Annotated in this window: 18 protein-coding genes and 3 pseudogenes; 11 read left to right on the top strand and 10 right to left on the bottom strand. The window is 34.9% G+C overall.

The annotated features are described in order from the left end of the window. Nucleotides 1-175 precede the first annotated feature (175 nt). Nucleotides 176-577: a Co2+/Mg2+ efflux protein ApaG gene (gene apaG, locus AAGD90_RS00535; RefSeq protein WP_179951370.1), complete on the bottom strand. Its 402-nt coding sequence runs from the start codon at nucleotides 575-577 to the stop codon at nucleotides 176-178. A gap of 99 nt (nucleotides 578-676) precedes the next feature. Between apaG and AAGD90_RS00530 the strand changes: the two genes are divergently transcribed. Beyond that, nucleotides 677-1741 carry a 5-(carboxyamino)imidazole ribonucleotide synthase gene (locus AAGD90_RS00530; RefSeq protein ID WP_006279559.1) on the top strand — a complete coding sequence of 355 codons (1065 nt, stop codon included), beginning with the start codon at nucleotides 677-679 and terminating at the stop codon, nucleotides 1739-1741. A gap of 362 nt (nucleotides 1742-2103) precedes the next feature. On the opposite strand, the gene AAGD90_RS00525 is transcribed toward AAGD90_RS00530, so the two are convergent. Further along, a complete protein-coding gene (locus AAGD90_RS00525) occupies nucleotides 2104-3048 on the bottom strand; it encodes an IS110 family transposase (protein WP_265022222.1) in 945 nt (314 codons plus the stop codon). Between the two features lie 81 nt (nucleotides 3049-3129). Here AAGD90_RS00525 and AAGD90_RS00520 point away from each other — a divergent pair. Beyond that, nucleotides 3130-3839 (top strand): annotated as a pseudogene (locus tag AAGD90_RS00520) (IS5-like element ISWpi1 family transposase); the annotation flags it as partial. A 210-nt stretch (nucleotides 3840-4049) separates the two neighbouring features. Here the strand turns inward: AAGD90_RS00520 and AAGD90_RS00515 are convergent. After that, a complete protein-coding gene (locus AAGD90_RS00515; protein WP_341821961.1) occupies nucleotides 4050-8477 on the bottom strand; it encodes an NB-ARC domain-containing protein in 4428 nt (1475 codons plus the stop codon). A 117-nt stretch (nucleotides 8478-8594) separates the two neighbouring features. Between AAGD90_RS00515 and AAGD90_RS00510 the strand changes: the two genes are divergently transcribed. Continuing rightward, on the top strand, nucleotides 8595-8717 hold the full coding sequence (locus AAGD90_RS00510) for a hypothetical protein (protein WP_341821960.1): 123 nt from the start codon (nucleotides 8595-8597) through the stop codon (nucleotides 8715-8717). Here AAGD90_RS00510 and AAGD90_RS00505 read toward each other — a convergent pair. From AAGD90_RS00505 to AAGD90_RS00485, 5 genes are all read right to left on the bottom strand, one after another. Continuing rightward, complete coding sequence (locus AAGD90_RS00505) at nucleotides 8659-9309, bottom strand: hypothetical protein (protein WP_341821959.1); 651 nt, start codon at nucleotides 9307-9309, stop codon at nucleotides 8659-8661. The genes AAGD90_RS00510 and AAGD90_RS00505 overlap by 59 nt on opposite strands. 17 nt (nucleotides 9310-9326) lie before the next feature. Continuing rightward, on the bottom strand, nucleotides 9327-9827 hold the full coding sequence (locus tag AAGD90_RS00500) for a hypothetical protein (RefSeq protein WP_341821958.1): 501 nt from the start codon (nucleotides 9825-9827) through the stop codon (nucleotides 9327-9329). Nucleotides 9828-9864: 37 nt separating this feature from the next. Then, the gene (locus AAGD90_RS00495; protein WP_182158718.1) at nucleotides 9865-10653 is read right to left on the bottom strand and encodes an AAA family ATPase; all 789 of its coding nucleotides are present in this window, start codon (nucleotides 10651-10653) and stop codon (nucleotides 9865-9867) included. 11 nt (nucleotides 10654-10664) lie between these two features. Then, on the bottom strand, nucleotides 10665-11486 hold the full coding sequence (locus AAGD90_RS00490) for an ATP-binding protein (protein WP_341821957.1): 822 nt from the start codon (nucleotides 11484-11486) through the stop codon (nucleotides 10665-10667). A gap of 94 nt (nucleotides 11487-11580) precedes the next feature. Then, a complete protein-coding gene (locus AAGD90_RS00485; protein WP_190321275.1) occupies nucleotides 11581-12075 on the bottom strand; it encodes a sigma-70 family RNA polymerase sigma factor in 495 nt (164 codons plus the stop codon). A 582-nt stretch (nucleotides 12076-12657) separates the two neighbouring features. On the opposite strand from AAGD90_RS00485, the gene AAGD90_RS00480 reads away from it, so the two are divergent. The 3 genes and pseudogenes from AAGD90_RS00480 (at nucleotide 12658) to AAGD90_RS00470 (ending at nucleotide 14423) form a co-directional block, all read left to right on the top strand. Further along, on the top strand, nucleotides 12658-13107 hold the full coding sequence (locus AAGD90_RS00480) for a crossover junction endodeoxyribonuclease RuvC (protein ID WP_038228276.1): 450 nt from the start codon (nucleotides 12658-12660) through the stop codon (nucleotides 13105-13107). A gap of 113 nt (nucleotides 13108-13220) precedes the next feature. Further along, nucleotides 13221-13499: pseudogene (locus AAGD90_RS00475) on the top strand (ParB N-terminal domain-containing protein); the annotation flags it as partial. Between the two features lie 64 nt (nucleotides 13500-13563). After that, nucleotides 13564-14423, top strand: a protein-coding gene (locus tag AAGD90_RS00470) for an IS630 family transposase (RefSeq protein WP_341821956.1) whose coding sequence is annotated in 2 segments (ribosomal slippage) — nucleotides 13564-13888 and nucleotides 13888-14423 — 861 coding nt in all. Because the reading frame shifts where the segments join, the coding sequence is not laid out codon by codon here. A 29-nt stretch (nucleotides 14424-14452) separates the two neighbouring features. Here AAGD90_RS00470 and AAGD90_RS00465 read toward each other — a convergent pair. Beyond that, a pseudogene (locus AAGD90_RS00465) lies at nucleotides 14453-14713 on the bottom strand (hypothetical protein); the annotation flags it as partial. Nucleotides 14714-15201: 488 nt separating this feature from the next. Here AAGD90_RS00465 and AAGD90_RS00460 point away from each other — a divergent pair. From AAGD90_RS00460 to glyA, 5 genes are all read left to right on the top strand, one after another. Further along, entirely contained in the window at nucleotides 15202-15840 is a 639-nt protein-coding gene (locus AAGD90_RS00460) for an MFS transporter (protein ID WP_341821955.1), read from the top strand. Between the two features lie 252 nt (nucleotides 15841-16092). Next, nucleotides 16093-17439, top strand: a complete 1347-nt coding sequence (locus AAGD90_RS00455; protein WP_341821667.1) for an IS110 family transposase — start codon at nucleotides 16093-16095, stop codon at nucleotides 17437-17439. Continuing rightward, nucleotides 17423-18043 (top strand): hypothetical protein, encoded by a 621-nt coding sequence (locus tag AAGD90_RS00450; RefSeq protein ID WP_341821954.1) that lies wholly within the window; start codon nucleotides 17423-17425, stop codon nucleotides 18041-18043. The genes AAGD90_RS00455 and AAGD90_RS00450 overlap by 17 nt, the downstream gene beginning before the upstream one ends. A gap of 75 nt (nucleotides 18044-18118) precedes the next feature. Continuing rightward, the gene (locus AAGD90_RS00445; RefSeq protein WP_174515890.1) at nucleotides 18119-19333 is read left to right on the top strand and encodes an MFS transporter; all 1215 of its coding nucleotides are present in this window, start codon (nucleotides 18119-18121) and stop codon (nucleotides 19331-19333) included. A 40-nt stretch (nucleotides 19334-19373) separates the two neighbouring features. Next, on the top strand, nucleotides 19374-20651 hold the full coding sequence (gene glyA / locus AAGD90_RS00440) for a serine hydroxymethyltransferase (protein WP_209472475.1): 1278 nt from the start codon (nucleotides 19374-19376) through the stop codon (nucleotides 20649-20651). Between the two features lie 634 nt (nucleotides 20652-21285). Here the strand turns inward: glyA and AAGD90_RS00435 are convergent. After that, nucleotides 21286-22145, bottom strand: a protein-coding gene (locus AAGD90_RS00435; protein ID WP_156518142.1) for an IS630 family transposase whose coding sequence is annotated in 2 segments (ribosomal slippage) — nucleotides 21286-21821 and nucleotides 21821-22145 — 861 coding nt in all. Because the reading frame shifts where the segments join, the coding sequence is not laid out codon by codon here. Between the last annotated feature and the right edge of the window lie 396 nt (nucleotides 22146-22541).

The raw sequence follows: 22541 nt of genomic DNA, 5'->3' as shown, positions 1-22541 counted from the left end.
CAAAAATGCTTGAAAATATTAATAATTATACACTATTATTAACAATTATTCAACCATATTTTTGAAGATAGCTAGTTTCTGTATTTATTTTAAATTGAAGAAAGCTCAAATGAAAGATCGTGCTTTGCTAAAAATCACAGAATGCAGTCTGGTTACAAATAAACTATTTTGACAGTTAATGGGGTCTAGTTTTGATGTATGGACTATCCAAAGAAAAGGGTGGTATCATAACTTCAAAAACTTTTATGCTTTCTTCATTCAGAAATTCATACTTACCCTGCATTATTCCTGACGGTACATTTAAGTAGGTTCCACTTGTGTATTTAAATACCTCTCCAGATTTTATCACAGGCTGTTCTCCGATAACACCAACTCCGGCAATTTCATTTACTTTGCCCTTATAATCTATTATTTGCCAATGACGACTTAACAATTGAATAGTTGATTGGCTTTTGTTTTTTATCTTAACGTTATACATCCATACATAGCAATTTTCATAAGGAATGGATTGCTCTTCAATGTAAATTGGTAAAACTGTAACTTCAACAAAGTTGGTAGTCAATGTGTATTCTAGAATCATTATAGAATATTCATGATAAAAAGATAACATTCTAATTATATACTTTTTTCATAGATTTTTCAAGTATACTTTAATTAGGAAATATCAATTTATAGTATGAATGAACCAGATGCGCTGAGCAAAAAAGTAATAGGAATAATAGGTGGTGGACAATTAGGTAAAATGACTGCTATCGCTGCAACAAAACTTGGACAGAAAACACATGTTTTTGCCAGTGCTAAAGACGATCCGGCTTGCTCTGTTGCTGATGATTTCACAATAGCAGATTTCTCTGATAAGAAAGCTCTTGAATCTTTTGCACAGAGTGTGGATTTAGTTACTATTGAGTCTGAAAATATTCCATGTAGTGCAATTGATATCGATGTAAATTTTTATCCGGGTAAAAAAGCGTTACACATTTCGCAGAACAGACTGAGAGAAAAGGATTTTATTAAAAACTTGGGTATAAAAACTGCTAACTATAAGAGTATACAAAATTATAATGAGCTACTGAAAAGCAGTAGAGCTTTTGGCTATCCAATAAGGCTGAAAACAACAGAAATGGGTTACGATGGAAAAGGACAATATGTGCTTGAGAATGATTCTGAAGTGAAGCAATTTGCTTCCTTTGATTGGAATACAGAGTACATTCTTGAAGCAAGTGTTGATTTACTGAAAGAGGTTTCAATAGTCGTTGCAAGAGATAAAAACTGTAAAGTAGCTTTTTTTCCTATAGCAGAAAATTACCACGTTGATGGAATACTTGATACTTCAACAGTGCCAGCTAAAATAGATAGCAAATTAACTCAAGAGGTACAACGAGCTGCAAAGAAAATAGCAAATGCGCTTGATGTAATAGGAATTCTGGCTATTGAATTTTTTGTTACTAAAGATAACGAATTGTTAGTTAATGAACTAGCTCCCAGACCTCACAATTCTTGCCACTGGAGCTTGGATGCATGTAACGTTAGTCAATTTGAACAGCTAGTTAGGATAATATGCGGGCTACCTATGCAGGAAGTAGTATTACGCTTTCCTTGTATGACAAAAAATATAATAGGTAATGATATATATGATTCTCATAAGTATTTGAGCAACGAAAAAGCTAGTTTAACCATATATGGGAAAAAAGAGGTTAGAGATAAGCGTAAAATGGGACATGTCAATATAGATTTAAGTTAACAGTTTTTCTACGTCATACCGCCACAACTGTACGAACATTGTGATATGAGAATAATCTCCGCCAGGAAGGGTGTCATCCCAGTGCCCAGACACTGGGATCCAGTTTTCCATATAATCTCATCGAAAACGTTGTAACCATCAACTATGTTTTTTAAAATTTTTTGAATTTAGTCTCATTTGTTGATAATTTTGTATTTTTATTCAATTGAAAAATGTATTTTGGTAACAAAGATCCTAGTTTATACAGAAAGAAATTTATATCAAACAGCAACCACTGCTTAGATTTTATGGTTAACGAATATGTGCTTTAAATGTGTGTAGACGCACATATCCGTTAACCTATTTTCTATGCAGATTTTTTTTTATTTCATATTAATTGCTTCTTTAAGTCTTGCATTGGCAATTACTATGATTTTTCGCATTAGAGCTGTTATAGCTACCATCTTCTTTTTACCTCTACCAATAAGATCAGAATAAAAAGCACCAAGTGCAGATTTAGATCTTGCAGCAGCCATAGCAGCTGTGAAAAGCTTTGCACGAACATTGCTTCTACCACCTGTTATCCTTCGGTAACCAATAGTTTTACCGCTTTCTTTTGGATGTGGAGCAACTCCAGCAAGACTTGCAACTTCTTTTTTGTTTAGGTGGCCAAGTTCTGGCATTAGACACACAAAAACTTGTGATAACTTGAGACCTATTCCTGGCACTGTTCTCAAGATTTTTTGACGCTTTTGTAACTCTGGATTTTTATCAATAATTCTTTGTATGGCATCGTTGAACTCATTTATCTGACTGGTAAAAAAGTCTATTGTTTTTTGGCAACTTTCCTTTATATAGTCGTTTTCAGGTGCTGCAAGCCTACATTTCTCTTGAGTTCTCATTTGCGTAATGTCATCACGACGTTGACAGAGTGCAACTAAGGCGGTTTGTTCTTTTGACATAGGCACAAATAGAGATAGAGCACTATAGCGTTCAAAACCATATTGAGCAAGGGCTCTTGCATCTGATTGATCTGTCTTTGCTAAAGTTCCATGTGATATGATAAAACTTTTTACTTTACGAGTATTAGCTCGATGTACAGCAACATTCTTATCAACAAGAAAATGTGCTAAGCCAAGCTCATATTTTCCAGTGTTTTCTAAAGTTACTAGAGAATTAGGTAGGATATCTGAAAATTTTTGAAACAACTGTTGCCAACCAGTAGCATCATTGTCAAACTTGATAGCGCTCCTTTGGTTATAAGCTGCAGCAACATTTTTAAATTTTCCGATATCAATGCCAATGAAATTTTGATAAGATGTAATCATAATAAATAACCTCGATAGTTTAGAGGTTGTCCGGAAACAAGTAAAAGGCTATAATATCTGAAATTTTAGTACGGGGTAAAGATGAGAAAAAAGTATCCAACAGATCTAAGCGAAAGGGAATGGGCAAGAATAGAAAAACACTTCAGAGTATCATACAAGAAAGGAGGAAGGCCGCAAAAGTATAGCAAAAAAGAAATATTAGAAGCAATTTTCTATGTATTGCGTACAGGGTGTCAATGGCGGTATTTACCAAATGATTTTCCGCTATGGAAGACTGTGTATGAGCAGTTCAGGCAATGGAAGAAGCAGGGAATTTTTGAGAAAATGAATTATGAAATTACAAAATATAGTAGAAGAAAAATAGGAAGGAATGAGCAGCCGAGTGCCTGTATAGTAGATAGTCAATCTGTAAAGACTACAGAAAAGGAGGGATCAAAGGCTATGATGGAAGTAAAAAAGTAAAGGGTAGAAAAAGGCATATAATTACAGACACTCAGGGTTTTATACTAGGTTGTTACGTAGGCGCTGCTAACGAAAATGATAGAGATGGTATTAAAATAGCATTAAACAATATGAGAACAAAATATACTAAAGTTAAAAAAATGTGGGCTGACATGGGATACCAAGGAAGAAATTTAAAGAATCACATAAAGGAAGAATATGACATAGATATTGAAATTGTTAAAAGGCCTCCATGTAGATTTTGGGTGCACAAAGATACGCCACCTGAGCTACTACCAACAAGAGAACAAGGGTTTAAAGTACAGCCAAGAAGATGGGTTGTAGAAAGGGTTGATGTTGATCTTTGGTTGCGTTCTTATAATCAAACAAGACCTCACTCAGCGAATACTTCTACACCTATACAAACATTTTTTGACAGTAAACATATTTGCTTTTCAGAAAAACATTGGTAGGATTAGACAAGAGTCTTATATTAATTTTTACTACATCAATTCTTCTGTGTCAGATAAAATCTTGTCTTTTAAAGAAGATATTACATATTATTTCTGAAATCCAGTCGAGTTACTAACAACCGATACCTCATTAAGATAATTATTGGGTAACGATTTAAACTTCTTTGCAACATTCATAATTCTTGAACCTACCGCATTTGGATCTACATTTTTAATCTCTGCAATAAGTGCTTCTTCAACATCCATAGTTCTGTTCTCAGACACTTGCTTAGAAAATTCGGCAACCTGACTACTAAATTTTCCAGTACTCTTTACTCTTTTTATTCTATCATCAGCATTTAATAACTTCCTTTTTTTCCCTGTAAATTCTTCTTTATCCAATGAATCCTTGTGAGCAATTTCTACACTTTCTCTTTCCCTTGCTTTCTTATTTAACGAATACCCAGATGATGAGACCTCTCCACCCCCCTGTTCTTTTCTTGGATACGCATGCACACCACTAGACTCCTCTAGTATACCAATTGATGTTTGGAAATCCACTTCATTTAATCTTTCCATAACCAACAAAGCTTTCTCCTTGCAGGATCTTCCTTTAGCATGCTCACCTAAAATGTTATAAACTTTTTCAAGCATTAATAGCACTCTGTGTACAGTAGAAGCCTGATATTCGTCAGAATAATCAACTAAACTAATAACTTCCGAGCTCTGACTAACGTAGCTAAATACTTGCTCATATTTTTTAAAATATAAGCAAGTATCAATAAAGCCTTCTAGCGCTTCAGCTACTATTGTATGATATTTTGCATCATTGATACTAACTGAACCTTTTAAAGTCTTTAATACAATATCAAGATTACAATATTGCATATCATAATCCTCTAAATCTCTATAACCAATACCGAGTCTTAATCTTATTTTTAACATTGTATCAAGATCGCTAGTAGAAAGTTTTTCATAATAACTCAAGGCTTTCTCAAGACAATCGACTTCTTCATAATAATTGTCAGTATCCCTATGAGTACTAGCAATTCTGCACAAAAGGTCAATCAATTTGTGATAGGCAAAATCACCACCCGGATTAAAAGAAACAAAATTAGCAGAGGCAGTTTTAAGCGCAATCATCTCATAATAAATATTATTTTGTTCTTCATAATGTTGAGCTATTTCTAATAGTAAATCAGTTGCTTGGTATTTACTCAAAAAAGAATTTTGCTCAAAAACAAAGCTAGTAAGTTTATCAGAAAACTCTTTTTCTGCTATAGAATACTCCAGTTTATTCTCAAGATCACAACATTCCATGAGATATCTAGATGTTGAAAGAGAAGAATCGTGCTTGTCTAAAAAAATGGACATAGCTCCTTTAACTAGAACCTTCTTTGTATGTGGGTTACTCCCAACCCTAGCAACAGCTAACAGAACCTTGGCGAATGACAATTCATCCTTATGATAATAACATTCGTAAACTGTAGACAGTAAATCCTCGTTTAAAATGAAACTAGTTTTTTCCACATAAGAGCCCAAAGTATGACAAGCATCAACCAGTTTTACAAAAGCTCCAGATACTTCATGACCATAAGGAGAACCCTGATTTCTATAAAGCTCTCTAAAAATCTCTATGCTCTTCTCAAGACTATTGATTTCTGAAACATTTTTTCCCAAATTTCGCTGAGCATCAGCAAGATTTAATAGTGCATAAGCTGTTTCAGAAGCACAACCAGGATAATTTTTTACAATTTCTATACCTTTTTCAAGATATAAGATCTTTCCAATATCGTCTTGTAAAAATCCAGTAGCATTACCAAGTTTTATAAGTACTTCAGCCACCTTCACCTGAGTTGCATCAAGTCGGGATTCAACCCCCAAGAGCTTTGTAAGCACTGATACTTCATTGTCTGCTACTTTCAGGTCGGAATATGCTTCAACCAATAACCATAATAAAGGCTGTACATAACATCTTTCTACATCTGATGCACTTTCAGGATCCTTTGCTGCCCAACTCTCTACACGAAACAAAAACTCCTCTAAGTGTAGTGACAACTGTTCCTTCGTATCATAGTCTTCCGCACCTTTAATACCAACAGGGAAAAGACTTTTTAGTAATTCATAAGTCTTTTTGATAACCTCTTTCGTTCTTTTCTGATCATCTAATTGTAATCGGATTACTTCTTGAACCAATTTTTGAACATTTAGTGTGCTTTGTTCTTGTTTACCGTTCACCATAGAATATCTTGTAAGCAAACGAATAGCTAACTCCAACTTATTCTCATCACCTCCCGCTAAATTTAAAAACATTCTCCTATCGATACTCAGAGGTTCAAGATAAGACACAATGTCCAAAATCTCTAAAGCCAGACATCCATGTTCTTTATTACTTGATATCATATCAAGTGTAACCTTCCACGTCGTAAAAGTTGTACTAGTATAAGTATTATCAACACCCATAAACACATCAGAACCAAGCAGTTCCTTTTTCTTTTTGTTATATTGATTCAAATAATTACTAAGACCAAACCTACCTGGGCTTTGATCTAGAATATGTGACACTGCTTGTCGTAGAGCTAAGGGAAAAGATTCCATTATACTTACCAATTTTTCTATTTCTTCGTCTTGAGAATCATCCTTTATCTCCAGTCCTTTTTTTACAAATTGCAACGCATCATCTGATAACAACCCTTTTAGTTCTATACATCCTATTCCTTCCAATTCTCGATCACGAGAAGTAATTAAAATATAAGGCTTGTTATCACTAGATTTTAGAGAGTACAATGGTAAAAACTCCTTTAGACACTTAACATTCCAAGCATTATCAAAAATAAAGAGACTTTTCCTATCTGCAAAAAAACTATATACTTCTTTCACAATATCTCCTGCAGTCTTTTTCTTTCCATCTCTGCAATCAAGATTAATCCCCAACCTATTATCTCTAGCTAATCCAAGAAAAGACTGCACAAGCTCTGCCTTGCCCCCAGCATTTATCCATATTACATTTTCGTCGTAATCCCTGAAATATTTTTGCGCATACTTCCTAGCTAACTCAGTTTTGCCTATGCCACCCAACCCAACAATAGACACCATTTGTGATATCACTGACGTTTTTTCTGAACTTTGTATCCTACTATGTAAATCACTTAATTCTTTTTCTCTTCCAGTAAATAATGCCACTGGACCTTTTACTTCAAACCAAATCGGCTTTGAATTTCCTTTCTTCACTGCCTTTAAAATGGCTTTCTCATATTCAGCATATTCTAAAGCTGATTGAGTTCCACCAGTTCCACTTGAGTTATCTGAAGAAACTCTGGTGTCACCTCGACGAAGTGACAAACAACGTAGCATTGCCATTGGACTATTATCACTACTAGAACCTTCTGATTGTCTACTTTCCCCACCTCCTGGACCTTGTCCACCTCCTGGACCTTGTCCACCTCCTGGACCTTGTCCACCTCCTGGACCTTGTCCACCTCCTGGACCTTGTCCACCTCCTGGACCTTGTCCACCTCCTGGACCTTGTCCACCTCCTGGACCTTGATTTATAATCAAATCCTTTATACTATTTATTTCACTTTTAAGAGAAGCAATATCACCTTTCTGAGCTATTCCTTCGATTTTGATTTGTTCTAGTATTTCCTGAGCTTTCTCTTCTAAATTTATTCCTCCTAAAGTATATTGATACTCATCTTCTTGGACAGTTGAATTGCGACCCACGTAGACTGTTTTTCCCTTTTTCGTTATAGCGTCAACCCCTTCTTCCTCAAAGCTTAAAGGATGTCTGTAGCCGTATCGATCGCCAGAAGTTCTGCAAAATTGTAAATACACAGAGTTTGATTCTTCCTTTATAATTATACCCGTTTGATTGTATACTCCATTAGAAGACGTATGTTGTCCATTGTGCCTAAAGCTAATTGAAGACTCATCTAATCCTTCAATGTCACCTAAAAGAACACCTTCTATTATCGAATCAACCGATAAATCCTCCAATTTTTCACAAGCATAGTATATTGCTCTAAAGACAGCACATAATGATAGCTTTGACAGGGCTGGAGTATTAAGTCCACTACCTGTCAATTCCATAAATTGCTTTTCAAAACTTTGGAAAATTCTCATTCCAGCTTCCAATAAGATTAGATCGGAAGCAATCTTAGCTTTGGATTCAAAAATTTCAACAATTTTCTCAGCTTTTCTTTTTCTCCTAGACAGACTACTAATAACCGTACTAGTAAAGTTTCTGGCAAATAATGTCGCTGAAGGTGCAGCTCCTAAAAAGGAACCGGTAACTGCACAACCTGCCATCGCCCCAGCGAATGAAACCGGAAATTCTTTTAAGACTTTTTTAGCAAATCCCCCTTTTGACATCTGGTGAGATTTAGCTGATTCGAATAAGACGTAAGCATTACTCATAAAAGATTCTGCAAAAAAAAATAATTTCCTCCCTACCTCCATGGGCGGTTGATGAACAAAAACTACTTCAGCACTTTCCCTTGAAGTGCCTGGTTGATCGCTTCTTCTCGAACTAATCATAATTCCCCCACATAAATCTAAGTGTTTTAATTGTACAAGTCAAAATTAGAAATGCAAATATTTTATTTTTAAATCAGTATTATAGCTCTTTTTACAATAATCCGAACAGACCGTAATATGCTACTGGCCTGCTATAGCCATAAACACATATCTTATCGCATTCGGACTATTATAAGAAAGGCTATACTAATAGAGAAAGAAGAAAATGACTTTTGCCAATCTTTGGAGTACCACCTATGACCAAAAGACCACCTGGTGTCAAAATTCTTGGGCCTATTATATCTTTTGGCATTGGTGATTTATCGTTTAAGTAATGGTTTACAGAAAATGCTTTTTCTTCGTTTTGTTTTTCTTGTAATATGGAACTTCTTTCATCTTTACCGTTCAACCATGTTTCAGCAGAATCTATATTACCTTTAACTAAAGTCCAAAGGTCTATTATATTTCCTTTCTTTTCTTCGATCAGGTTGTACCAATTTCCTGCATTTTCTCCTTCCATTTCAACTATTATCTTATTTCCATTTCTACTGCCAATATAGAATTTATCTTGGTAAGATTTGCCTTCAGGTAACAAATAAGATAAACAATCTTTGATGTTATTAATTAATAATGATTTTATTTTCAAAGCATTTTTAGATGAAAAATCCATAAAATTCTCCTTGTTTATTCCAAATTTGTTCAACATATTTTTTAGACGTTTAAAGTCAAGATTAGCCAGCTCACAAACAGTTTCAAAAGATCGTGAGCGAATCCATTGACAAGCCTCTTTTTTAAGTTTAGGGTTTTTTCCTGCTGCATCCTGAATAGCTCTAGTAATAACAGCAGCCCACAACTTTCCTTCGTCATACTTCAAAATGGCAACCAATCATCTTGAAAACTTTTTTGTAATTCTGGAGTAATAACTGTAGTAATCCTATTTCTATCTCCGTATGTATTATTAGTTTCAACGCCTACTTTTACTGTAAACTCTAAATCGTTGAAATCAGCTATAGAGTTTATTCTTCTAGCGGTAACTGCTTTCTCTGAAGTGTCATTTGCATGAATATTTCTGGATGATTCCAAAATACTACGCAGCATAGAACGTCCAGATTCTCCCCAGATGTCTTCTTCACCTTCTGCTTTGCCATTTTTGATACCTATAATCTGAAAAATCTTGCGTTTTGCATATGGGCCTTCAGTGACGGTAAATTCTACATTTAAATAGATACTGCCAGTAGTGTAGTTTTTAGTGAACCAATTTTCATAACCTCCAGGCTTTATTGCCATTTTTACCTTGACTATTGTACCTTTCGGTATTAAACTGTTCTGCAGTTTTGCATTATTAAAATCAGTTAAAAAATCTTGTAGCATACGCTCTCCTATAAGTTGACTTTAAAGTGAAAGTTAGCTATTCCATTAGCTGCCAATGACCATTTATCTTATCGACAAGTTTGTTTGGCACGCGTTCACCATTGCGAAGCTCAAATACTATCTGGCGTGCACTGCTTTCTTCATCATGAGCAAACATCACCATACCAGTACTGTAAAATCCACGTAAAGATCCAGCACCACTTAGGCCTTGAAATGGATCTTCTTCGAGCATCTTTTTCGATAATTTTTTTGTATGATGAGTGAGTACAATACAAGCATCTGGATTGACAGCACTGCGTAGCTTCTCAAGAGTCTTTTGCAGAAAGAACAGCATAGCACTATTATCATTTTCATTCCCATATTCACTGCTAAAGATGTTACGTAATGGATCTATGGCCAAAACATCAGGTTTAAAGCGTTCATTTACAATCTCCTTAATTTCACTTATTTCATCATGATTAAATGATAAGTGCACTTTTGGCGTAATGATTAAGTTGTTAGCAGCTACATTCAAAAGTTCATTATCAAGTTGTTGCAAACGTTCTTTCATATATTCATATTCAATTTCAGTTTGCATGTAGAAAATTTTTAAAGGTCTATTTGAAGCCATACCAAGAAAAGAAACACCTGCAGCCATATGAACGAGCCATGAAATCAAAAAGTCGCTTTTGCCGATTTTAGGTGGGCCACCCAGTACCAATAAGCCTCTTTTTGTTAAAATTCTTGGTGAGATTATATCCTCTGGTGTTGGCGATCGATCGTCCAAGTATTCTTTCACACTGAAAAAAGGAATTTTTTGACCAATAGTTAAAAAGTTTTGTAGCATATAATAACCTCCTATATGTTGGGCGTGACAGGTTGAATTGCAAAAGCTTTAGTTTTAATTTTTGTAAGAAGTTTTCCTAGATGCGGTTCTTCAACCATATTAAGGCAACCACTTCGATCTTTAGCAGGATATCCCCAAGAATTAATCGTCTGACAGACAAATGAACGAACCTCTGTACCATCCTCTTTCTTGATTCCAACCATACTAATTACTTCGTCAACTATCCCAGGAATTTCACTTGCAGTTTTAGCTCCTTCACATTGAGGTAGCCAAGTCGAGCGATTGAAATCATCGAGGTATTGTCCAAGAGTTCCAACTGTAATGATGTCTTTATTTGGAATATGTTGAAACTGATTGAGCCAAGCCATCATCTCTTGAGCAAGTAACCCGTAAGCAGCTCTCATATCTTGTTTTCCTGATCTTTCAGAAAAAGCTTCAGGTTGCATTTTTGCCCATAATAGACATAAACGAGAGGCTACTGTAATACTATCGATAAAAACACATCGATACTTGAGAAACTCTGAAGAAAGCTCTTTGTATTTACTGGATACATGCTCATAGTGTCTTTGGCTATACGCTGAGTCAGATTTTAACGCAGGATTAGGACCACCTATGAGACATGCAATATCTCTTGCCTCATTCCAAGTACGAATACTTACAGAATCCCCTTGCCAATCTTGAACAGCAAGTAAACCTGCCTCAAAATCAAGACAAAGTGTTGGTTCATTTATGGTCTTTAAGAGACTAGTTTTACCTATACCATAAGGACCAAAGATGACCATTTTTATACCTGTTTGAACTTTTAGCCGTTCATTGCTGTTCATTATTTTCATTTTTCTCCCAGTACCTAAATATATATGTACGATGACCTAGGCAATTCGTCCGCAATTTGCAAAAAAAAATTTTTGAGCAAATATAATCGAGAGCCTATAACTTCTCTAAAACTGAGAATTTATTGCGTATTCGTTCTAGTGTGCGATAGATAGTTGTCTTTGGTATTTTGGTTATTACAGAAACTTCAGTAATAGTAAATACCTTAAGTAATTGACATAAATTACTATCTTTTTCAGACAAAGTTGAAATTATATTATTTATATCAGTGCGAATTATCGCTTCGATTTCCGAGTTCCTATGATCTGGAATATCGTCGTTTATATCATCAAAAGTTATATTACGTTTTAGACATAACTGATTGCGTAACATATTGCGAGCACAATAATTAGCTAATCTAGCAACGAAAGTACTAAAACTACTTCTTTTCTCATCGTGCCGGTTAAGATATTGCCAAACCTGACAAAAAAGCTCTTGTTCTATATCTTCGAGACTTTCGTTAATAAAACAGCTTTTGGATTTAAGGCGCGAAGCTTGAAATCTCACATGTTTAACAATTGTAGAATCGATTCCTTGATAAGAATTCTTCATAAAAACTCCAAAAGTTTCATGAATAGAGATTTTTACCAAGACTTTGTATGACTAATTTATTATAAAAAAGTAGTAATAATTTTTTTATCTAAAAGAATAAAATCTTTAAAAATTAAAATAAGATTTAAACGTTTTGATACACTACTGAAGCTACTTTTTCATAGGTAAAAAACTACCAATTTCGTACCTAATTTCTGAATTACTAATTAGTATTTCAGAAAGCAGTAATCGTTAAGTTATTGATAATATTGTCTTTTTTATGTTCTATTCCTAAAAGCCGTTTCTAAAGTTAAGTGGCTAAAATCGGCCAGTGAAGAGGATTTACGGATTACTGAAGTCTTATATATATTATATATATATTTAAATACAGGTAAAATATAATATATGATAATATAATAATATAAATATTGGCGTAATATAAGTTATGTAAAATAGTTATTAAGATAAGTAAAAACTCAAATGGCAGGATATGAAATTTTTTTTAATTTTTTTTCAAAATTGCGGACGAATTTGCGAGTCATCGTACATATATATTATACAGGGCATTGAACTTTAATTACACAAAGGAGTTTTTGTACGTCAATCTTAACGCTAGATCTCGGCAAGCAAACAGGCTGGGCAATTCTAACAGATGGAATAATTGAAAGTGGGAGCAAAAGCTTTCATGGTAGTCGTTTCAGCGGAGGTGGAATGTGTTTCTTAAACTTTTGCAATTGGCTCAATTCTTTGAAAGACATTTCTGCAGTGTACTTTGAGGAGGTGAGAAGACATTTAGGAACTGATGCAGCCCATTGCTACGGTGGGTTTCTTGCAGTGCTGTCTGCTTGGTGTGAAGAGAACAATATTCCCTACCAAGGTGTTAATGTTAAAACTATAAAACGCTTTATAGCAGGCAAAGGCAATGCAAGTAAGAGTGAAGTTATTGAAGCGATACGTGAAAAAAGTTTTTCACCTAGAGATGATAATGAGGCCGATGCTTTGGCATTAATGTTCTATATTAGTAAAGATATTAATAAGACGAAAAATCCATAAAAAGTGGGTCCTTTCAGCCAGAATGGCGGATTTGGTGGGTTCAACCCCAGGCCTTCTTTAGCGTCAGAGATATTTTGAATATTAACTTTTTAATTATTAAGGATTTAAATTATATGAATTTAGCAATCCACTACTATCCTGTTGAAAACCTCGTCGAATATAAGCGTAATCCTCGTAAAAATGATGATGTAGTAAATAGAATGTGTGCTTCAATCAGGGAATTTGGCTTTCGTATACCAATAGTTGCAAAAAGCGATGGAACTGTGGTTGATGGTCATTTAAGACTTAAAGCAGCAAGAAAACTTGGTATGGAGAGTATTCCAGTGGTCTTAAGTGATAATTTAAATGAACCACAAACTAAAGCTTTTCGGTTACTGGCAAATCAATCAGCTATAGCTCTTTCCACAGAAGTCCGGATATGATAAGATTAAGGATAGATGGCGATAAGGAGGTTGGATGCCGGCAGCATATAGTTATGATTTAAGAAAAAAAGCAATGGAAGCACTAGACGAAGGGGAAAGCAGAGAAGCAGTGGCAGCAAGATTTAAAATTGGACGAACTACTTTGTGGGAGTGGCAGCAAAGAAAAAAAGAAACAGGCGACTTTCAGTCAAAAAAACTCGGTAATGGAGGTTACAATCAGAAAATTATCGACTGGAATAAGTTTATCGAATTTGCTAAAAAACACGGTAGAAAAACTCTGTCGGAAATGGCTAAACTTTGGGGCAACGTTAGTATCCAAACGATCCACCGAGCTCTCAGAAAAATTGGATTTACGCGCAAAAAAAGACATATGGATACAAGGAAAGGAACGAAGAAAAACGTGCTGAATTCTTAAAAATTATAGCAACAAAAGAACCAGAAAACTTAGTGTATATAGATGAGTCTGGGATTGATAACACGGAGGACTATCCATATGGGTATTGCCAGAAAGGACAGCAATTTTATGCCCTAAAATCTGGAAAAAAAACTCAACGAATCAGCATGGTTGCAGCCTTAAGTAGAAGAAAGATAGTTGCTCCATTAACATTTGAAGGCCACTGTAATATGGATATTTTTAATGGATGGTTTGAGCAATTTTTGGCACCGATCTTAGAACCTGGACAAACTGTCATTCTTGATAATGCTACTTTTCATAAGTCTGATAAGCTTATCAAGCTCGCTAAAGGAGTCGGTGCAGAAATTTTGTATCTGCCGCCTTATTCTCCAGATTTTAACAAAATTGAGCATCATTGGTTTGCTATAAAAAACAGAGCCAGGAAAAACATTCCTCTATTCGAATCCTTTCGTCGTGCTGTTGATTCTGCCTTCCTATGACCTATTCGGACTATTATGAGAAATGCTATATTTAAAAATTCCGACACCTGATGTTTAGCAACAGCTTGAATAAATTTCTTATTAAATCTTGAATCGTTATATAGATCTTCTAAATTTTCATCGTAGTGTTTTGCTTCATTTACAGCAAGCTTTATTATCTCTTCTATACCACTTAGAAGTTTCCTATACAATTTGTCGTATCTATTGCCTAGCACGTGTGCAGCGAATGTTTGTTCAATGTATTTTGTTATGTAATTTTGCAGCGTATTATCTATCGTGCTTATATTCATCAGCCTGCTTTAATATTATATTAACTATTTTACACATAAAAAGGTTAATATTGAATTAATAGAATACTTCTGAAGTCAAATTTTACTGAAAATTATGGTATTTAAGATATAATTGTCAGCATGAAATAAAAACATAAATAAAATGGATCTTGTAACAAAAGTGAAGCTCAAGATAAAGATGAATAAGGGTAAAATCATAAATATACTTATCATTTGTGGTGTAATTTTTTTCATATACCTTATTCATGAGCCAGTTGTAGATATGGTAGAAAAAATTATAAGTAAAATAAAAGGTCTCTTTTAAAAATAGAAAAAGTGAACTTTTTCCATCATCCAAACTTGAACCTGGAAAATTTAGTTAATGCATAAACTACTTATGTTGGCTATGAGTTCAACTGTATAAAATTCCGGTAAATTAAAATAAGTATTCATAAAAATATTGTTTTCTATAAACAGAGTATCTATAATGCTAGCTTTGGGGTAAAGTATTGCAGAGGAATTTTTTAATCTGGTTGTTGGCGTCACTGTTTTATGCATACCAATATATATTACGCGTAATTCCAAATATTATAATTCCTGAATTGGTAGTAAGGTTTAATATAGGAACAACAGAAATAGGACAATTTTGTGGACTGTATTATGTAGGTTATGTGTTAGCACATATTCCTGTAGGTATTCTTTTAGATAGATTTGGTTCTAAAGTTGTTATACCGATTTGTATTGCATTAACATCTTTAGGTGCTTTACCTTTAGTCAGTTCTAATGATTGGAGTTATTCTATTATTGGAAGAATAATTACTGGTATTGGATCCTCTGCTTCAGTACTTGGACTCTTTAAAATAATAAGAATCTATTACCATAGAGAAAAATTTGCCATGATGTTCAGCATATCGGTTATTATTGGCATTTCAGGTGGTGTATTTGCCACCAAACCATTACATGTCTTACTTGATAAGTTTGGGTGGGATTATTTATTTACTGTGTATATAATGCTTGGATTATTGCTTGCTTTAACTACCTTTATATCTATACCTAAAGTTGGCACCTCAGACGAAGAATTAAATATTAAAAATTTAAGCAAAGTTATATTTAATAAAGATATTTTATTGAAAGCCCAGAACAGATAAAATCTGTAAAACCAAAAAGGAACTCCCTCTTTACTTTATGTTCTTTGGGTATAGTGTTATGAAGAAGCGCTTCTGCAGCTATAACCGAAACAATCAATGGTGCTATAAATGCCCGTTTGAAAGCATGGTTTTGGGGGAAATGGTAAAACCATTGATGGAGTTCTTTTTGGGCTACCTCGTTTAGAAGATTGTATAACCTAACCGTCCCAAGCTGAAGTGCTTCTTATCATAATAATATAGGAGGGATTTTATATGGCAGAAGCAAAAAGTAAATTAAAAACAATAAACCTTGATGCAGCAGGGATTGATATTGGCTCGACTGTACATTATGTATGTGTACCTGAAGGAAGAGATGAACAACGTATCCAAAAATTTGGGTGCTTTACAGTAGATCTACACAACTTAGCAAAGTGGTTAAAAAAGTGTCAGGTTAGAACTGTAGCCATGGAGTCAACTGGAGTATATTGGATTCCCTTATTTCAAATATTAGAATCACATAAATTTGAAGTAAAATTAGTAAATGCGCGACATGTCAAAAATGTGCCTGGTAGAAAGTCTGATGTTCAAGATTGTCAATGGCTGCAACAATTGCACAGCTATGGACTGCTTCAAGGATCATTTAGACCGGATAATCAAATGTGTGTACTGCGTAGTTACGTTAGACAACGTGCTAATCTAATTGAAAATGCAGCTAAACATACTCAACGTATGCAAAAAGCGCTAATTCAAATGAATATTCAATTACACAAGGTTATTAGTCATATTACTGGGATAACTGGTATGAAAATCATTGAAGCTATAATTGAAGGCGAAAGAGATCCTGAGAAATTGGCTAAATTCAGGGATGCACGAATAAAAAATGATCAGTCTACTATAGCAAAAGCGTTAGCTGGTGATTATAGAGAGGAACACTTGTTTGTGCTAAAACAAGAATATGCAGCATATACTTTTTTTCAAGAGCAAATAACGGGATGTGATAAAAGTATAGAAAATTACTATAAAACATTTGAAACAAAGTCGAATGAGAACAGGGCATTGAATAAGACACGAAAGAGAAAACAGAAGAATAGTCCAGATTTTGCCGTAGATGAAGATTTATATCGAATAACGGGGATGGATTTTACTAGAGTTCCAGGACTTGATGTATTAAGTATACAGGCTGTCATTTCAGAAACAGGTATAAATCACAATAAATGGAGGACAGAAAAGCATTTTTCTTCCTGGCTCGGATTAAGTCCTGCTAATAAAATTACAGGAGGGAAAATTATTGGAACAAGAACTCGTAAAGTTGTTAATCGTGCTGCAACTGCCTTGCGACTTGCTGCTCATTGTGTATCAAGAAGCAACACTGCACTTGGTGCATACTGCAGGAGGTTAAAGAAGCGACTAGGGATACCAAAAGCGATCACTGCTACAGCAAGGAAATTAGCATGTATTTTTTATAATATGCTAAAATATGGACAAGAATATGTAGAAAAAGGAATGAACTATTATGAAACACTCTACAAAGAGAGAGTAGTCAAAAATTTGACTAAAAAAGCAAAGGAATTTGGTTATATACTAATGAAAGAGGAGCCGATAGATGAAGAAGGTTCTTAGGAGTTTCTTAGAAGGTTTGTTTGGCGGTTTTATGGTTGGACCATTAGAAGGCTTTGCAGATGCGTGGTCCGCAACATTCTTGCATGAGATGTACGCTATAGATAGACACATTGCATATAGCATTTCAAAATGGATACTAGTAGGCTTTGGCTTTGGGCATTTATTACTTCCTTACATATTAGCAAAAAATCCAACCAAGCACTATGAAATAATAATTTCTTGTGCTATGGCCATGATAATTGTGTTCTTATTACTTTTTATATGCAATATTAGTGAACTCCTGGCATGTATATTACTATTCATTATTGGTCTTGCTTCTGCATACCAAATTGTTTTTACTGCTAAAGTTGTAAGTTGTGTAAAAAACGAAGCAGTAGCAAGTGCAGGATCTGTAGGTAATTCCATAGTTATGAGTTTTGGTTATTTTTTTCACGTCATTATTGCAAATATAATGAATTTTTATTGGAACGGTGAAATTATCGATGGAAAGCCATTTTATGGAACTGATGTAATGGTTAAGTCTATGTTAATAATACCTATATGCCTACTAATAGGAATGATAGGCTTTTGGTTACTTAAAGTTATAAGCTGTAAAAAGAGCTAAGCAGATTTAGATGATTAATATAGTATTGTTTTTTATAACTAAAGTATCTATAATCCTAAATTTTAGCTGAGATTCATGTTGCAGAGGAATTTTTTAATCTGGTTGTTGACGTCACTGTTTTATGCATACCAATATATATTACGCGTAATTCCAAACATAATTGCGCCTGAATTAATAACAAAATTTAACATAAGTATTGCAGATGTTGGCCAGTTTGGTGGGTTATACTATGTAGGCTATACGCTAGCTCATATACCTATTGGTCTTTTCCTTGATAGATTTGGACCAAAGTTTGTTTTACCTGCTTGTACCGTTTTGACATTTACCGGAACACTACCGCTTATATGCTTTGATGAGTGGAGTTATTCAATAATTGGAAGAATAATTGTGGGAATTGGGTCATCCGCTTCGGCAATTGGAATCTTTAAAGTTGCAAGCATGTATTTTGCGCAAGAAAAATCAGCAAGAATGGCCAGCTTATCTATAATTATAGGAATTTTGGGAGGGATATGTGGCGGGTTACCTTTAGACTTCTTACTCGATAAATTTGGCTGGAATTATGTTATCTATACATTCTCAGCATTTGGGTGTTTACTTGCTCTGTTGCTGTTCTTAGTAACGCCTGAAAGCAATGCTCAACAGGAAAAAGTTAGCATTAGAGACTTAAAAAACATACTTTTCAACAAGCATATTATTCTAATTAGCTTTTTTGGTGGACTCATGGTCGGTCCAATGCAAGGTTTTGCCGATGGTTGGGTGAAAGCATTCTTTTTTGAAGTATATAAAATGAATGAAGACTTGGCATCTTCTCTCTCTTCCGTAATATTGATAGGAATGTTAACAGGATCATTCTCTTTGGCTTATTTATTGGAAAAATATAAAAATAAGCATTATGAAGTAATAATTGCATGCTCATTTGCAATGATCGCTAGTTTTCTTTTGCTTTTTACTCAGATTGGTGGCTTGTATGTTGTATTACCTACGCTTTTTATTATTGGCTTCACATCTGGATATCAGGTGGTTACCATTTACAAAGCGATAAGTTATGTAAATAATAACTTAGTAGGCCTGGCTACAGCTGTGTCAAACATGATAGTTATGGTTTTTGGCTATTTTTTTCACACTGGGATCGCAAAAATAATAGATTTGTGTTGGGATAGGACAGTGATACAAGGAAATCCTGTGTATAGTGCTGAATTGCTGATAAAAGCAACATCTATTATTCCTGTATGTTTGCTGATAGCTGTTTTTGGGCTCTTATGGTTAAAAAAGCAGGATAAGCAGTCTTAAAATTGCTTGTGCATCTTAAAATTAAAGCGAGGTTTGATCTATGATGAGTGTTTTAAAAAAAATCTGTGGCTCTAAAAATAGTTTAAAGTCTTTTGATAACGAGGTTTATCAGTCTATAGAAAAAGAATTACAACGCCAAAAATCACAATTGCAATTAATTGCATCAGAAAATTTTGCAAGCAAAGCGGTAATGGAGGCACAAGGCTCTTTTCTGACTAATAAATACGCAGAAGGTTATCCAGGTAAAAGATATTACTGTGGTTGTGAGCATGTGGACAAAATTGAAAGTCTGGCTATAGAAAGACTTTGTAAGTTGTTTGGTGTTAAATTTGCAAACGTTCAACCTCATTCTGGTTCTCAGGCAAACCAGGCGGTATTTGCTTCACTGCTTACTCCAGGCGATACAATACTTGGATTATCACTGAGTTGCGGTGGGCATCTAACTCATGGTGCGGCACCAAGCCTTTCTGGTAAATGGTTTAAGTCAATTCAATATACAGTGAATAAAGACACTTACTTGCTGGATATGGATGAGATAGAAAAGCTGGCGCTGGAGCATAAACCGAAATTGATCATAGCTGGTGCTTCTGCTTATCCAAGAAAAATGGACTTCAAACGCTTTCGCGAGATTGCAGATAAAGTTGGTGCTTATTTGCTTGCAGACATTGCTCACTATGCAGGGCTTATTGCAGCGGGCGAATATCCATCCCCTGCTGAATATGCACATGTTATGACTTCCACGACTCACAAAACTTTGCGTGGTCCTCGTGGTGGAATAGTGATGACCAATGATGAAGCATTACACAAAAAAATTCAATCCGCAGTTTTTCCAGGATTGCAGGGCGGGCCACTTATGCATGTGATAGCTGCAAAAGCTGTTGCATTTAAAGAAGCATTAGCACCAGAGTTTAAGACTTATAGCAAGAAAGTCGTGGAAAATGCGAAAGTGCTGGCTCAAGAATTGCAAAAGCATGGACTTGACATTATAACCGGTGGCACTGACTCTCATATAGTGCTAGTTGACTTAAGATCGCAGAAATTAACTGGAAAAGACGTTGTAGATAGCCTTGAGAGAGCCGGTATTACCTGTAATAAAAACTCTGTACCATTTGATACAGCAAAGCCGACCATCACTTCAGGGCTCCGTTTTGGCACCGCTGCTGAGACAACACGCGGACTTGAGGCAGAAAATTTTAAAGAGATAGCTGGTCTAATAAATGAAGTAATTCAAGGATTAATCAGCGGAAATAGCTCAAGTGTCGAAAAAGCAGTAAAAGCTAAAGTTGAAAGGATTTGTAGTAATTTTCCTATTTATTAATTTATGTGGTGTCATCCAAGTAGCTGGTAGAAACGAAAAAACTTACTTGACACCCTTCGCCAGCCCTCTTATCATGAAACTGAAGGTATTCATTTATCTTCAATCTGTGCAGATTAAACGACAACAGTATTACGTAATTGGCGTCTTATTTTTAATTTTTTGCACTATGCGCACCCTACTTCTTCACAACATTTCTGGGTTTTTACCTATATAAGCTGAAACGCGCTTATAAAGCGTTTAAGACAGTATAGCACGCCAATTTGCAGGGTTAGAGAGTGACAACTAGCTAATACGGGATTTCTTTTGCCTTTTTTTCTGCTTAGTAAATTTCTTAAACATTTAAACTAAGATGAGTTGCATTTAAAAGCAGCTAAATTGCAGTGTTTAAGACTTAAAAAACGCCAATACTGAAAATATAGCCTTTCTTATAATAGTCCGAATGCGATAAGATATGTGTTTATGGCTATAGCAGGCCAGTAGCATATTACGGTCTGTTCGGATTATTGTAAAAAGAGCTATAGACAATGACTGGGGCTTCTTTTGCCTTTTTTTCGTTTGGTAAATTTCTTAATGTTTGTAGCTAACATGAACAAACATTTGAGAGTATAGCATTTCTCATAATAGTCCGAATAGGTCATAGGAAGGCAGAATCAACAGCACGACGAAAGGATTCGAATAGAGGAATGTTTTTCCTGGCTCTGTTTTTTATAGCAAACCAATGATGCTCAATTTTGTTAAAATCTGGAGAATAAGGCGGCAGATACAAAATTTCTGCACCGACTCCTTTAGCGAGCTTGATAAGCTTATCAGACTTATGAAAAGTAGCATTATCAAGAATGACAGTTTGTCCAGGTTCTAAGATCGGTGCCAAAAATTGCTCAAACCATCCATTAAAAATATCCATATTACAGTGGCCTTCAAATGTTAATGGAGCAACTATCTTTCTTCTACTTAAGGCTGCAACCATGCTGATTCGTTGAGTTTTTTTTCCAGATTTTAGGGCATAAAATCGCTGTCCTTTCTGGCAATACCCATATGGATAGTCCTCCGTGTTATCAATCCCAGACTCATCTATATACACTAAGTTTTCTGGTTCTTTTGTTGCTATAATTTTTAAGAATTCAGCACGTTTTTCTTCGTTCCTTTCCTTGTATCCATATGTCTTTTTTTGCGCGTAAATCCAATTTTTCTGAGAGCTCGGTGGATCGTTTGGATACTAACGTTGCCCCAAAGTTTAGCCATTTCCGACAGAGTTTTTCTACCGTGTTTTTTAGCAAATTCGATAAACTTATTCCAGTCGATAATTTTCTGATTGTAACCTCCATTACCGAGTTTTTTTGACTGAAAGTCGCCTGTTTCTTTTTTTCTTTGCTGCCACTCCCACAAAGTAGTTCGTCCAATTTTAAATCTTGCTGCCACTGCTTCTCTGCTTTCCCCTTCGTCTAGTGCTTCCATTGCTTTTTTTCTTAAATCATAACTATATGCTGCCGGCATCCAACCTCCTTATCGCCATCTATCCTTAATCTTATCATATCCGGACTTCTGTGGAAAGAGCTATAACTTCTGCTAGTAGGGTGTCATCCCAGTGCCCAGACACTGGGATCCAGGAATTTTATTAAGTTAGTAAGCATAAAAGTAGCCGTTTTATGTTAAAATACAACATTTTAATGATTATGAAAAGGCTGGATTCCAGCGGGCTTTGTTGCATCGCTAGCTATGATGGATTAAAGATAAAAAAGATGGAGAATATCAGTAGCTTATTATTCTGGTATTTATAATAAGAACGGTCAGTGAATACCTAAATTTGAGTAAAAGAAATTTCACTACCACTCACTAATCTGGCTAAAATTCAAGAATTTCAATGCTTTAGCTATTTTCAATAGAATTAAA

Origin of the sequence: Wolbachia endosymbiont (group A) of Ischnus inquisitorius (genome assembly GCF_964026985.1) — a bacterium.
Taxonomy (GTDB): Bacteria; Pseudomonadota; Alphaproteobacteria; order Rickettsiales; family Anaplasmataceae; genus Wolbachia; species Wolbachia pipientis.
Note: the sequence above shows the minus strand (reverse complement) of the source record. Positions and strands in the feature narration are given on the sequence as shown.